Source organism: Streptomyces sp. AK08-02, assembly GCF_033795085.1.
GTDB lineage: Bacteria > Actinomycetota > Actinomycetes > Streptomycetales > Streptomycetaceae > Streptomyces > Streptomyces echiniscabiei.
On sequence record NZ_JARAZV010000005.1, the window covers coordinates 268534 to 282647 of the forward strand.

The following is a 14114-nucleotide window of genomic DNA, read 5'->3' on the forward strand; positions in this document are numbered from 1 at the left end:
TCGTTGACCAGGGGGCAGGGTTGACCACGTCCGACGAAGATGTGCTCCGGGCCGTCGAGCGTTACCTCTCCGAACAGGGCCGTGAGGTACGCCTCCTCGTTCCCGCTACCGCGCGACTGACCAAACAGCCCTTGCTGGACTTCCGTATCGTCCGCCGGACCGTGGTGCGGGGCAGGCCGGTGCAGCGGGAGGAGCCGCGAAAAAGGCTGAAGGAGATCTCCAGGCGGCCCAGCTACACCGACCTCGCCACTCATCCCGTCGAAGTGCCCTCCGGCTTCGCCGAAGCACGCCCGGTGACACTGGTGTTGGAGGGTTCGACAGTCGAGGTTCCGTGCCCGGACCGTGACTGCGACGGCGGCATGGTGGACTGCGGGGGATGCGGCGCGAGCGGCAGGGTCGACTGCCCGCCGACGCTGAAGTGCGGTGGCTGCCGCGGTGGCGTCGACGCGTGCTGGTCGTGCGGCGGCACGGGCAAGAAGGGGACCCGGAAGCCGCCCGCGAAGGCCCGTACAACGGTGCGGACCGAATGGTGCAGGCTCTGCGGCGAGCACGACGTGGCCTGTCCCAAGTGCCTCGGCAGGCGGACGAAGCCCTGTGACGTCTGCAAGGAGAAGGGCTTCCGCGCCTGCGACACGTGCGGCGGCGCGAAGCGTCTCAAGCACAAGCGGTGTGGCGGCAGCGCGTTCGTCACCAGGTTCACCGAGGTGGAGATCAGCTTCCCCCTGGAGCGGGACCGTGATCGGGAGCCGGCACGGCCCCACCTCCGGTGGCCGACGTCCTCCTCGCGGGCGGGCTGGCGCGAGAAGCGACTGACGAGTGTCACGGACAAGCTCCCGGCCGATCTGCCGGAAACCCTCCGCTCCCGGGTCGAACCCCAACTCGCCCTCGTCAAAGGGGAAGCCACCCGCGAGGCGATCCTGCGCTATCTGCCGGTCGCCCGCGTCACGGTGGACGGCGACCTGGAGTGGGTGTACTTCGCCTTCCCCGCCGAGCAGGGGTCCGACGCCCTCAAGGTCGTGCGGCGACCCGCGAAAGAGGTGGTCCTGCGTGTCGCGGGCATCGCGGCGGCGTCGGTCATGATCGCCGTACTGGTGACGGTGCTGGTCGTGAGCGCGCTCGGCTGAGCGGCCGGAACGGGTCCACGGCCCCTCCCTCCCGCAGGGCACCCGCCGCACCACAGCTGCGACAGCCGCCCGCGCACCTTCGTCCTCACTGTCGAACAGCGGCTACTCAGGCCGGAGTTGAGTACGTGCGCTCATCCCCGGCACCTGCCGCGCGGCGAGGATCGGTGCAACGGCGCGGACAAGAGCGCCGGTCCGATCCAGCTGATCCTTTGAGGGGAAATCCTGATGGCGCGTCGTACCGTTCTCGCTGTGGCTGCCGGTGTTGTCGTTCTCGGCGGTGCCGGAGCCTTCGCCCTCGCCTACGCCGGGGAGCAGCCTCCCTCGGTGGCGCACAGTGCCGCCGCCTACACGGCCCCGGTCGGTGACCGTGCCGGTTCGTTGACCTTCACCACCGATGTCACCGCGTCCTCCGGTGTCAAGGACGTGAAGGTCCTGGCCTGGCCGGCGAACTCGGAGTTCGCCAAGAAGGGTCTGACCGCCAAGGACATGGCCTCCGTGGAGTCGGCCGTGTGCAAGCCGTCCGGTGGGGACACCGTGCACTGCACCTACAAGGTCCCCGTCACCCGTGCCGACGCCGAGACGTCCGAGCGTGGAGTGTGGCACGTCGCCGTCCTGGCCACCTCGAAGGACGGCGACACGAAGCTGGTCGACAAGGCCGCGGACTTCACCGTCGCGTGATCCGACCCTCCGGTGCCTGCCGACAGGGCCCCACCGGAGCAGGCTGCCTTCCCGCCCGCCCCCTCCCCCTCCGTCAGATCCCGCCCGGCGACAGGTACTCCGCCACCCGCCCCATCCCCCAGACCTCGCCGATCTTGTGCCGGATGTCGAACAGGTTCGCCGCGTGGACCCCCGCGTCCCGGTCCCCCACGGCCTCCTCGACCACCACCGGAACGAACCCGTGCTGCATGGCGTCGAGCGCCGTGGCCCGTACGCAGCCGCTGGTCGTGAGGCCGGCGATGAGGAGGGTGTCGATGCCGTGGGAGGTGAGGTACGTGGACAGGGGTGTGCCGAAGAAGGCGCTCGGATACTGCTTCGTCACCATCAGGTCGCCCGGATCCGGTGCCAGTCCCTCGATGAACTCGCCGTACGGGCTGCCCTCCACGAACGCCCGCAGGCTCGGCACCTTGCGGAAGAAGACGCCTCCGTCGCTGCCGTCGGGGCGCAGCACGACGCGCGTCACGATCACCGGGATTCCGGCGCCGCGGGTGACGGACAGCAGCTCCCTCATCGCCTCGGCGGCGCCCTCCGCGCCCGCCCCCGCGTAGAGGGGGCAGGCCGGATCGACGTACGCGCGTGCCGGGTCCACGAGGAGGAGGGCGGGTGAGGTGCCGGGAGTCAGCCCTCCGGCCAGACCCGCGCGCCGGTAGTCCTCCTCCGCGGCGCCCGTACCTTCGGGTTCCGCACCCGCGGTTGCCGCCTCCCCGGTTCCCGGAACCGGTGTCACGTCGAACTCCCCCTCCCGGCACGGCACTTCATCAGCGGCTGGATGCGCGTCCCGAAGTTCTCCAGGCCCTCCAGGAAGTCGTCGAAGACCAGCATGATGCCCTTGGTGCCGTCCACCTCGGCGACCTCGTCGAGCATCCTCGCCACGCTCTCGTACGAGCCGACCAGTGTCCCCATGTTGAAGTTGACCGCACCTTCGGGCAGCGCGATCGTGCGGGCCGTCGACGTACCCGTGGACGTCGTGTCCGCGTCCGTCTCGCCGGCCATGTACGCCAGCGCCGCGCGGTCCGCGTTGTCGTGGTAGTCCTGCCACTTGGCCTGGGCCGCTTCGTCGGTCTCGGCCGTGATGATCATGAAGAGGGAGAGGGCGCCCACGTCCCGGCCGGTGCGCTCGGCCTCCTCCACCAGTGTCGCCGTGCTGCCTGCCAAGGCCGTCGGGGTGTTGACACCGCTGCCCAGGATGAAGTTGTACTCGGCGTGTTCCGCGGCGAACTTCATGCCGGTGCCGCTCTGGCCGGCCGCGACGATGTCGATGTGCCCGTCCGCCGGGCGCGGGGAGAGGACGCAGTCGTCCATCTCGTAGAACTCGCCCTTGAAGTTGCTGACGCCGTCGCGCCACAGGTCCTTCATCACGGTGACGTACTCGACGGCGCGGGCGTAGCGGTTGCCGAAGTGGTCGTCGCCGGGCCACAGGCCCATCTGGGAGTACTCGCCGGGTGCCCAGCCCGTCACGATGTTGATGCCGAAGCGGCCGGGGGCGATCGAGTCGACCGTGACCGCCATGCGCGCGACGACCGCCGGGGGCAGCGCCAGGATGGGGGTGGAGGCGTAGAGCTTGATGCGGTCCGTCACCGCCGCGAGGCCCGCCATCAGCGTGAACGACTCCAGGTTGTGGTCCCAGAACTCCGTCTCGCCGCCGAAGCCCTTCAGCTTGATCATGGAGAGGGCGAAGTCCAGGTCGTGGGCCTCCGCCTTCTGCACGATCGCCTTGTTGAGGTCGAAGCTCGGCATGTACTGGGGCGCGCTCTTCGAGATCAGCCAGCCGTTGTTGCCTATGGGGATGAAGACGCCGATGTCCATGCCACTCCTTGGAGACAGATCCTCTGAGTCGGATCCTCGGGTGTGAAGTGCCTGCCAGTCAGATACGTTCAAATCTCAACTGTCCTTCAACGGCAAGCTACACGGCCCTGATGACGATGGAATGTCACACAACCTGCCCTGGATACACGCTTGTTGCTGCCTCGACGGCCAGTGAAGGTGACCGGAGGTGAACGTGAGATTCCTGCAAAGTCCCGCTTGAGATGCCATTTGAACGGTAAAACTTCAAGTATGAACGTACGGCTGGAACTGCTCGGCTCGGTGGACCCCGGTGTCGCTGAGAGCGAGGTCTTCCGGCTTGCCCTTCAGCACGCGGTGGCGGAGCTGGGCGCGCTCGGGGGAACGATTCACCTCCGGGGTCCCATGTCGGCCCTGCGGCTGGTGTCGGCCACCGGTCTGCCCACGGCCCTCACCGGCCCCTGGGAGATCATCGACCAGGAGGGCCCGCTGGCCCCCGCCCGCGCCCTGTACGAGGACTTCCACCACGGCCGCGGTGTGTGGATACCCGGGGTGGCGGACGAGCGCGCCGACCCCACGACCCCCGACCGCCCGTCTGGTACGCCCATCCCCGGCAGCGGCCTCGCCGCCGTGCCGGTCATCCGCCGGGACCGCAGCATCGGCGCCCTCACCGTCATCACCGGTGACCGCGGTGAACCGACCCCCGCTCACTGGCGGTTCCTGCGGGCGGTCGTCGCCTGGACCGAGGAACGCATGGCCCAGGCGCCCCTGCCGGCCGGTCCCGTGCACTCGGAGATGAGCGGCGACCGGCTGCGCCAGGCGCTGAAGGAGGTCCGGGTCGGGTCGTGGGACTGGCACATCAAGAGCGGTGAACTGATCTGGGACGAAGCCGCGATGGAGCTGTACGGCACCCGCCCCGAGGAGTACACCGCCCGCGTCGAGAACTGGATGCGCTGCGTCCACCCCGACGACCTCGGACCGACCCTCGCCCTCGTCGACCAGGCGATCAGCGGCCACTCGGTGTTCGAGGCCGAGTACCGCGTACGGGCCTTCGACGGCACGTACGGCTGGCACCAGGCGCGCGGCCGGGCGACGTACGACGAGCACGGCGAGCCCCTGCGCCTGATCGGCATGGGCTGGGACAGCAACGAGTCGCGGACCGCCCGGGACGCGCTCAGCCGCGCCCTGCGGCACATGAGCGACGGGTTCCTCGCGGTCGACGACACCTGGCGGATCACCTTCGCCAACCTGGAGGCCGAACGCACCCTCGGCCTCTCCGAGGCGGAGCTGTTCGGGCGGGTCCTGTGGGACCTGCCGACCGTGCGGGAGCTGCCCGACCTGGAGAGGCGCTGCCGGAAGGCCGCCGCCGAGGACAAGTCGGTCGGCTTCGACATATGCGTGCCCGGCACCGGCCGCCGCCACCACCTGCGACTGGTCCCGGGCCCCGACGGCCGCACCCTCTACCTCCAGGACGTCACCGAGAAGCGGCGCCACGAGGAGGAACGCCGGGCCGCCGAGCAGCGCGCGTCCGAACGAGCCGCCCGGATAGCGGAGTTGACCGCCGCCCTCGCCAAGGCGACGACCTCGCGGGACGTCGTGGACGCGGTCGGCCGACGAGTGATGCCGCCGTTCGGCGCCGCCGGCCTCATCGTCCAGACCATCGAGGACGACCGGCTCGTCAACGTCGGATCCATCGGCTACTCGGACGACTTCCTCGACAGGATCAACAACAGCCCGACGAGCCCCGGTTGGCCCAGCTGGGACGTGATCAGCAGCGAGGAGCCCGCGTTCTTCTCGTCCCCGGAGGAGTTCGTCGCCCGCTATCCCGCGCTGGCGCGCCTGCCCGGGCACAGCGGCAAACAGGCCTGGGCGTTCCTGCCGCTGACCGCGTCCGGCAACACCTTCGGCGTCTGCTCGGTCAGCTTCGACAGCCCACGCGGCCTCACCGACGAGGACCGTACCCTCCTGACCACGATCAGCGCCCTCGTCGCCCAGGCACTGGCCCGGGCCCGCCTCTACGACGCCGAGCACAGCCGCTCCCGCGAACTCCAACGCGGCCTGCTGCCACGCGAGTTGCCCAACCTGCCCGCGTGCACGGCCGCCGCCCGCTACCTTCCCGCCGCGCAGGGCACGGACGTCGGCGGCGACTGGTACGACATCATCCCGCTCTCCGGCGGCCAGGTCGCCCTCGTCGTCGGCGACGTCATGGGCCACGGTCTGCCCCAGGCGGCCACCATGGGCCGGCTGCGCACCGCCGTCCACACCCTCGCCGACCTCGAACTGCCGCCCGACGAGATCATGAGCCACCTCAACGACATCGTCGGCAACATGGGCGAGGAGTCGTACGTCACCTGTCTGTACGCCCTCTACGACTCCATCACCCAGACCTGCTCCATCACCCGCGCCGGCCATCCCCCGCCGGCGGTCGTCCACCCCGACGGCACGGTGTACTTCCCGGCCCTCACCGCCGACCCGCCCCTCGGTGCGGCCGAACCCCCCTTCGAGACCGTCGAGTTGAAGGTCCCCGAGGGCAGCCTGCTGGTGCTGTACACGGACGGTCTGGTCGAGTCGTCCAAGCGGGAGATCGACGAGGGCATGGGCCAACTCGCCCGCCTGTTAAGAGAGGCGTACGAGGCCGGCACGGAGGGGGACCTCGAAGGACTCTGCGACACGCTCACCGCGGGACTGCTCCCCGCCGAGCAGCCGAACGCCGACGACGCGGCACTTCTCGTCGCCCGTCTGCACGCCCTGACCGGCGACCGGGTCGCCTCCTGGCCGCTGCCCGAGGACCCGAGGGCGGCCGGCCAGGCCCGTCGCCATGTCCGCGAACAGCTCTCCGCCTGGGGCCTGGACGACCTCACGCCCACCACGGAACTCCTGGCCAGCGAGCTGGTCGGCAATGTCGTACGGCACGCCAAGGGGCCCGTCCAACTCCGGCTGCTGCACGGCGCCGAGCTGATCTGCGAGGTCTTCGACGGCAGCCTGACGATGCCGCGTATCCGTCGGGCGACGGAGACGGACGAGGGAGGCCGGGGGCTGCAGTTGATCACCGCTCTGTCCCAGCGGTGGGGAACGCGTTACACACCGACCGGCAAGTGCATCTGGACGGAGCAGGCGCTTCTTCCTCCGGAGGGCGGGCGGGGTGAAGCGCACGCGGACGGGCTGGAGTTGATGTTTCTGCGCGCGGGGGACTTCGATGACATTCCGGAGTTGAGAGGGCTCGGGGATCTGAACTGAGCCCTCTCCGCGGGTAGTTGGTTTTCTGCGGGCGGTGGGGGCTTGTCGCGCAGTTCCCCGCGCCCCTGGTGGGTGCGGCTAGTTCTGGTAGACCTTGTCCGTTCCGGGGCCACCCGAGAGGGTGTCCCGGCCGGCGCCCCCGTGCAGGACGTCGTTGCCGCTGTTGCCGTAGAGCGTGTCGTTGCCCCCGTCGCCGTACAGGCGGTCGTTGCCCTTGCCGCCGTTGAGGAGGTCGGGGCCCGCCAGTCCGTGCAGGATGTCGTTCCCGTCGTCGCCGTACAACGCGTTCTCGTTCCCGTTCACGTCGGCACCGCCGGTCAGCGAGTCGTTTCCGGCGCCGCCGTGGCACGCGTAATAGCACTCGGTGAGGACGTCGTTCCCGGCGCCGCCGAACGATCCGAGGCCCCAGATCCCGCCGCCGCCGCTGATGCGGTCGTTGCCGTCCTGGCCGTAGAGCACGTTCGAACCGCTGCCCCGCAGAACGTCGTTGCCCTTGCCGCCGTAGACCGTGACGTACGGGGAGCTGTCGACGGGGATCGTCACGGTGTCGTTGCCGTCGCCCAGGTCGACGTCGAAGTCGTCGGAGTCGTCGGAGCCGTTCGGGATACCGACCGCGCAGCGGGCGACCGTGTGGTCGCTCGCCGACGGGTACACGCACTCGTCGATGTTCGCCGCGCTGCTGTCGATGGCGATGGGGGCGCTGTCGCGGAAGGTGAGGATGTAATAGGTGTCGAACTCGTTGTCACGGACCTCCACCTTCACGGAGACCGTCAGCCGGTTCGCCTGCCCGGCGTTCGCCTTGTACCAGAGCTCGCCGTCCGTGTGGCGCAGTGTGCCGGCGTTCGGCGTCGCCGCCTGGGCGGTGGAGGCCGTGAGCGCGGCCGACCCCAGGGCGAAGGTGAGGGCGAGGGCGGTGGTGGTCGCGGTGGCGAACCTTCTCTGTGTACGCATGGGGAAGCAGGCCCTTCGAGGGAGTGGTGCCGTGGGTTCTGGCCAACCCTTAGACAGCGGGCCCGGGTTGGAGGTTGTACCGGAACCCGAATCACGGTGAACCGCGTCGGAATCGCGGCGGATCACCGCTCCGGGGCGGACCGGCACTCCTCGATCGCCTCGCGGAGACGCCGTACCGCCTCCTCCACCGCGCTGTCCGCCAGATTCCCGTAGCCCAGCACCAGGCCATGCTCCGCGCGAACGTCCGTCGCGTGGTACGCGGCGAGGTCGGCGACGCGCAGGGAGCGGCGGGACGCTGCCGTGACCACGGTGTCGGTGTTCACGTCGGTGGGCAGGCGGAGGATGAGGTGGAGGCCGGCCGCGATGCCGGAGACCGGGGCGTCGGGCAGGTGCTCGGCGAGGGAGCTGACCAGGGCGTCCCTGCGGTCGCGGTAGCGGCGGCGGCAGGCCCGGAGATGGCGGTCGTACGCGCCCGACTCCAGCAGAGTCGCGAAGGCCAGCTGGTCGAGGGTCGGGGGCTGGGTCGCGGTCTGGTCGGTCTCGTGGAGGAGGGCGGTCCAGCGGGGCGGGGCCACCAGCCAGCCGATGCCCATCGCCGGGGACACGATCTTGCTGAGCGACTTGAACAGGACGACCCGGGACGGGTCCATGCCCTGGAGGGCGGCGACCGGACGCCGGTCGTAGCGGAACTCGGCGTCGTAGTCGTCCTCCAGTACGACGCCGTCCACCCGGCGGGCCCAGTGCAGCAGGGCCGCGCGCCGCTCGGGCACGAGCACGCTGCCCAGCGGGAACTGGTGTGCCGGTGTTGTCAGCACGGCACGGAGGTCCGGCCGGTCGTGCCCGGCCGATTCCAGGTACTCGACTCGTAGGCCGCCCTCGTCGGTCGGGATGGGTACCGGGCGCAGGCCCGTGGCCGTGATCACCTCCCGCAGCCGCGTCCAGCCCGGCTCCTCGCAGCCGACCGCGGTGATGCCCTGGGCGCGCAGGGTGTGGCAGACGCGCCGTACGCCGTCGGTGACGCTCGTGCACACCGTGACGTCCTGCGGGCCGGCCACGACACCGCGGGACCGGCCCAGATACTCGGCGAGCAGTCGCCGCAGCCGGGGGTGGCCGCCGGGCGGCGGATAGCCGAACTCCGTGAACTCCGCCGTCGTCACCTGGGCGCGCACGGCGTCGGCCCACCGGCGGCGCGGGAACGCGCGCAGGTCGGGCAGGCCGGGTGCGAGGTCGAAGTGGGGCAGCGGGGCCTGCCGGGCGGCGGGCCGGGTCGCGTCGGCGTCCTCCGTGTTCGACCAGCGCACCCGGGTCGCCGAGCCCGTGCGCGCCTCCAGGTAGCCCTCGGCGACGAGCTGCCCGTACGCCTCCGTCACCGCCCAGCGCGAACAGCCGAGGTCGGCCGCGAGCCGGCGGCTTGGCGGCAGGGCCGTACCGAGCTCGATCCGCCCGGCCCTGATCGCCGTACGCAGCGCCCGTTTCACCCGCTCGTGCAGCGGGCCGTCGTCCGGTCCGCCCAGGTGGAGCAGGAGGTCCCCGGCCAGGTTGGTCCGCGCGTGGCGTGAATTGGTCTGTGATACCCGCATGCCATTGGACGGTAGCAGCGGGCCATTTCTCGCTAACTTCGACTGTGTACGAGAACGAGAACGAACCAGCGAACGAGAACGAGCACGAGAGCGACAACCGCGTACGTGTCGACGACTTGAGGAGCAGGTCATGGCTATTTCGAGGCAGACGGTGCCGGCCCGGCCCCATCCGGTGTTTCTCGGGGTGTTCGCCGAGTGGCAGACCAAGGCCGGTGTCCTGTCGGCGCTGCCGGACGCGCCCGTCGTACCGGACGAGCCCCGGCAGCCACTGCCCGTGTGGCGGTGGCTGCGGTCTCGGGAGATCGACTGGCCGAGGTTCAGCCGGAGGCCGTCCCGAGCAGCCCGTCGATCTCCCGCATCTGGTCCGGTGTGAGCGGCCCGTGCTCCAGCGCGCCCGCGTTCTCCCGCACCTGGGCGACCGTACGTGCCCCGGGGACCGGCAGCAGCGCGGGCGAACGCGCCCACAGCCAGGCCAGCGAACCCTGCGCGAGGGTGCGGCCCTCCGAGGTCAGGATGTGCCGTACGGACTCCAGCGCCTCGGCGAGTTCCCGTACCGGCGCGCCGTCCTTGAAGTAGTTGAGCCAGTCCGGGGAACGGCGCCGGAAGTCCTGCTCGTCCGTGATCAGGGAGCCCAGCGGGTGGGCGCCGGTCAGCAGACCGGTGCCGAGGGGGCCCCGGGCCAGACCGGGGATGCCGTGGGTCTCGCAGAGCTGGACGAGGGCGGGCGCGTCGTGCACCACGTTGATCTCGAACTCCAGTCCCCCGAAGCCGGGTCGGCCGACCCAGGCGGCGGCGAGTTCCGGCTCGTCCGTGGACCAGCCGTACGCCCGGATGCTGCCCTCCTTGACGAGGTCCTGGAGGGTACCGAGCAGCTCCTCGGCCTCGGCGACGGGCAGGCCGGACAGGTGGAGCAGATACAGGTCGAGGTAGTCGGTGCGCAGCCTGCCCAGGGAGGCCTCCAGGGCCTGGCGGACGTACCCGGGGGTGGCGTTCTGGCCGGTGAGTTGGCGGGCCTCCTCGTCGATGGTGTTGCCCCACTTGGAGACCAGGTTGATCCGGTCCCGCTTGTCCGGCTTGCCCGACAGGGTCTCGCCGATCAGGCGCTCGGCGGTGCCGGTGCCGTAGGCGTCGGCCGTGTCGTAGAGGGTGATTCCGCTGTCGTACGCGGCCCGGAACACGTCCGCGGCCTCCGCGCGGTCGAACCGTTCGCCCCAGCCCAGGGGCTGGTCGCCCGCGGCGGAGGGGCCGCCGAGGGCCCAGGTGCCCAGCCCGAGGGCCGATACCTCGGGTCCGTCGGCGACAAGGGTTCGTCGCTGGTCGTTCATGTCACTCCTCGAGTCACGTGTTCTGGTGTTCTGGTGTTCTGGTGATCTGGTTCTAGTTCCGGTTCAGGTGCCGCACCGGCTGAATCCCTGCTCTCACCGGCACCTGCACCTCCTGTACTTCTGGTACCTCCGGTACCTCCGGTACCTTGCCGGGTCTCCCCCTTCCGGCCAGCAGCAACACCCCGCCCGCGCCGAGCAGTTCCGCCACGGTGCAGATCACCCGGCTGGCCAGGGCCGCCGCGCCCGCCTGGGCCCAGGGCAGGACCGTGGACAGGGCGGCGAGCAGGACGAGCTCCCGGGTGCCGGCGCCGTCGGGGACCACCAGGGTGAGCGCTCCGACGACCGTGGCCAGCGCGAACGCGCCGACACAGACCGGGAGGGCCTGCCCGGCCGGGGCGCCGAGCAGCACCGCGATCAGCCACAGATGCAGGCCCGAGACCGCCCAGCACAGCGTCTCCCACCCGATCGCGGATCGCACACTCCGGTCGGCCAACTCCCCTGACCCCGAGGGCTGTTCGCGCCGCAGCAGCCGGGCGGCCCGTGACACGAGGCCGAGGAGCAGCCGGGGCCGCCACAGCACCGCGAGGGCCACCGGCGAGGCGGCCAGCAGCCACAGGCCTCCGGCGCCGAGCCCCGGTGCGCACAGCAGCCCGACGACGGCGGCGGTGAGCAGCACGACGACCGTGTTGAGCAGGTACGCCGTCACCATCCGCCCGGCCCCGACACCGACCGCACCACCGAGGCGGACGTAGGCCAGCACGCCCCACACCGGGCCCGGGATGTACTTGCCCAGCAGCGCCAGGAAATAGATCCGCGCGCTCCGCCGGGCGGGCAGCGGCGAGCCGAGCCCGGTCAGCCCGGCCCGCCAGGAGGCCCAACCGGCAAGCTGGCCAAGGGCTTTCAGCAGCAGCGCACCGCCGAGCAGCGCGGCTGCCAGGGGCCCCGAGAACATGGCGAGGATGTCGTCGCCGTGGCCCCACAGCACCCCGCCCATGCCCACCGCGGCGGCGGCGAGGAACGTCGCCGCGAGCACGGCCCTGACGAAGCGCCGGCCCTTTCCCGTCGGGACTCCCGCACGGATGCTCATCGGGACTCCCGCACGGAGACGACGGTCTCCTGGAGCCGGTGGTCGGAGACCTCGGGCAGCGCGGTGAGCGCGTACCGGTGGGTGTCCAGGCCACCCGAGGTGAACGTCCAGTCGAGCCGCCACAGCCGCAGCCTGCCCTGCTCGTTCCAGGAGATCGGCAGGACGGAGCCGCCGTGGTCGGCCGCGTCGTCGAGCTTCGAGCGCAGCGGGCGCAGGTCGCCCATCGCGGCGGTGGTGTTGAAGTCCCCGGCGACCAGCAGGGGGTTGCGGTTGGCGCCGATGTCGTCGAGGAGCCCCTTGTACTGGGCTCGGCGGGCCGCCTCACGGTCGTGGATCACCCGGTAGAAGGCGGGCGTCAGGAAGCTCTCGCGCATGTCCACCTGGACCGGGATGTGCACGTTGTACATCGACACGACCTGCCCCCGCACCCGGATGTCGGTCCGCAGCACCTTTCCGGTGCGGTAGACGTCGTACCAGTCGGGGGACTCGCCGGACGAGGTGACCCGGTACGGTCCGATCGGCGGCCGGGACACGATCGGATACCGCGACAGCGTGACGAGTTCGCCCTGGACGGCCACGTGGTACTGCGGGAACTCCCGCCGGATCCGGGCCATGTCGTCGATCTGCCGCTCGTTGGCGTCGTCCTGGTCGCTCCAGACGTACTCCTGGAGGAGATAGACGTCGGCGTTCCGTGACTTCAGCGCCTGGTAGAAGCGGTCCGGGGTGGTGGACTTGCCCCAGGCCAGGGTGTTGAGGGAGACGACGCGCAGTGCGCCGGGGGGTGCCGTGCTGTCGCCCTCCCACAGGGCGGCCGGGTTCAGCCCCGACCACGGGTAGCCGAGGACCAGCCCGGCCAGGGCGAGGACGGTGACGGCGAGGGCGGGCCGGCGGGGCATCCTGCGCCGGGCCAGCCGGGGGGCCGGGACTCCGGCCAGCAGGAGCAGCGGTACGGCGAGAAAGGCGACCGGCGGTTCGAGGTTGAGCGCCATCATGGCCCACCAACGGCCGCTGAGGGCGTACTGGAGGAGGAGCAGGACCAGCCAGCCGGCGCCGGCCGCGAGCAGCAGCCGGGTGTAGAGGCACCAGCGGGGCGGGGTTGCGGCGGGGTCGGAGTCCGGGCGTACGGGATCGGATTCCGGGGGTACGGGGTCGGAGGCGGACGCCGGGGTCCGTTCGAGGCTGTCGGTGCTGTCCGTGGCCATGGTTCTCCCCGTCCTCAGTGCGCGGGGAGGACGGCGACCGGGGCGCCCTCACGGTCGTAGAGCGCCCGGAAGCGGCCGGAGAGCAGCCAGTGCAGGACCCCCGTCACCACCCCGGAGGCGACCGCCAGGTTGAAGACGAACTGGACGCCGACGAAGAACAGCAGGAAGCCGGTGCCGCGCGCGGCCCGTACGTAGCGGTACATGCCGAGGTCGCAGCCGAGGGAGAGGGCCAGCAGTCCGGCGGGCAGCAGCCAGCCGACCGGGCCCACGAGCAGCGGCAGCAGCAGCGCGGGCAGGGCCATGAGCGCGGCGAGGCTGCCCCAGGCGCGGGACGCGGTCTCGAAGCCCTTGGCGAACCTGCGGCGGCGGGCGTACAGCGGCACGCGCAGCCGGCCCCGGGTGAAGATCTTGCGGGCCAGGGGCAGGAGTTCGTGGTCGTCGTCGTGGGTGCCGCGGACGGCGGAGGTCAGGATGAGGTCGTAGCGCGCGGAGAGCCGCAGCCCGTAGTCGACCTCCTCGGTCTGCCGAAGGCGGGCGTCGAACGGCCCGACGTCGTCGTACACCCGGCGCCACATGGCGCAGATGGACGGGAAGAGGAAGGTGACCGTGCCCTCCGCCGTCTCCCGCCAGTAGTACGCCTGGAGCGAGCGGCACTCCTCGACCATGCTGTCGCGGATCAGCGGCACGGGTTCGTAGATCCCGCACACAGCACCGGCGTTGGGCTCGGCCAGGAGCCTGCGCACGGCCTTCTCCACGGCGTCGGAGGCGAGCGCCACATCGGAGTCGAGGAAGAGCAGCACCTCACCGTTGGCGTGCCGGACCCCGACGTTGCGGGTGGCCGCGACCCCGCTGTTGGTACCGGTGCTGAGCACGGTGACACCGGCCTCGCGGGCGATGCGCGCGGAGTCGTCGGTGGAGCAGTCGTCCACGACGATGACTTCGAGGCGCGGGTACGTCTGCTCGCGTACGGAGTCGAGGCACAGGCCGATCGTGCGGCCGTAGTTGTAGTTGGGGATGACAACGGAAACGAGCGGGAGTTCGGGGGACTGGGGGGAGCGGGGGGACTCGGGGAGAGCGTCCATGGTGGATCGTTCCTTCACGTGTCGTTG

General features: G+C 70.9%; 11 protein-coding genes. 3 read left to right on the forward strand and 8 right to left on the reverse strand.

Translation table 11 applies throughout. The features are described from left to right. Positions 1-20: 20 nt before the first annotated feature. Both PV734_RS12200 and PV734_RS12205 read left to right on the forward strand, forming a co-directional pair. Positions 21-1124, forward strand: coding sequence for a hypothetical protein (locus PV734_RS12200; protein ID WP_319289454.1), 1104 nt, complete (start codon positions 21-23; stop codon positions 1122-1124). A gap of 225 nt (positions 1125-1349) precedes the next feature. Then, positions 1350-1802: a DUF5707 domain-containing protein gene (locus tag PV734_RS12205; protein ID WP_319096514.1), complete on the forward strand. Its 453-nt coding sequence runs from the start codon at positions 1350-1352 to the stop codon at positions 1800-1802. Positions 1803-1875: 73 nt separating this feature from the next. On the opposite strand, the gene PV734_RS12210 is transcribed toward PV734_RS12205, so the two are convergent. Further along, positions 1876-2568: an isochorismatase family protein gene (locus PV734_RS12210; RefSeq protein ID WP_319096513.1), complete on the reverse strand. Its 693-nt coding sequence runs from the start codon at positions 2566-2568 to the stop codon at positions 1876-1878. Further along, positions 2565-3647 carry a pyrimidine utilization protein A gene (rutA, locus tag PV734_RS12215; protein WP_319096512.1) on the reverse strand — a complete coding sequence of 361 codons (1083 nt, stop codon included), beginning with the start codon at positions 3645-3647 and terminating at the stop codon, positions 2565-2567. The genes PV734_RS12210 and rutA overlap by 4 nt, the downstream gene beginning before the upstream one ends. A 249-nt stretch (positions 3648-3896) precedes the next feature. On the opposite strand from rutA, the gene PV734_RS12220 reads away from it, so the two are divergent. Beyond that, positions 3897-6860 (forward strand): SpoIIE family protein phosphatase, encoded by a 2964-nt coding sequence (locus tag PV734_RS12220; protein ID WP_319096511.1) that lies wholly within the window; start codon positions 3897-3899, stop codon positions 6858-6860. Between the two features lie 78 nt (positions 6861-6938). Here the strand turns inward: PV734_RS12220 and PV734_RS12225 are convergent, their stop codons facing one another. The 6 genes from PV734_RS12225 to PV734_RS12250 form a co-directional block, all read right to left on the reverse strand. Continuing rightward, entirely contained in the window at positions 6939-7811 is an 873-nt protein-coding gene (locus PV734_RS12225) for a calcium-binding protein (protein ID WP_319289455.1), read from the reverse strand. 122 nt (positions 7812-7933) lie between these two features. Further along, on the reverse strand, positions 7934-9391 hold the full coding sequence (locus PV734_RS12230) for a PLP-dependent aminotransferase family protein (RefSeq protein ID WP_319096509.1): 1458 nt from the start codon (positions 9389-9391) through the stop codon (positions 7934-7936). Positions 9392-9708: 317 nt separating this feature from the next. Then, entirely contained in the window at positions 9709-10716 is a 1008-nt protein-coding gene (locus PV734_RS12235) for an aldo/keto reductase (protein ID WP_319289456.1), read from the reverse strand. 52 nt (positions 10717-10768) lie between these two features. Beyond that, complete coding sequence (locus PV734_RS12240; RefSeq protein ID WP_319289457.1) at positions 10769-11803, reverse strand: lysylphosphatidylglycerol synthase domain-containing protein; 1035 nt, start codon at positions 11801-11803, stop codon at positions 10769-10771. Beyond that, the gene (locus tag PV734_RS12245) at positions 11800-13005 is read right to left on the reverse strand and encodes an endonuclease/exonuclease/phosphatase family protein (RefSeq protein ID WP_319289458.1); all 1206 of its coding nucleotides are present in this window, start codon (positions 13003-13005) and stop codon (positions 11800-11802) included. Before PV734_RS12245 ends, PV734_RS12240 begins: the two co-directional genes overlap by 4 nt. A 14-nt stretch (positions 13006-13019) precedes the next feature. After that, positions 13020-14087, reverse strand: a complete 1068-nt coding sequence (locus PV734_RS12250; protein ID WP_319096505.1) for a glycosyltransferase family 2 protein — start codon at positions 14085-14087, stop codon at positions 13020-13022. Between the last annotated feature and the right edge of the window lie 27 nt (positions 14088-14114).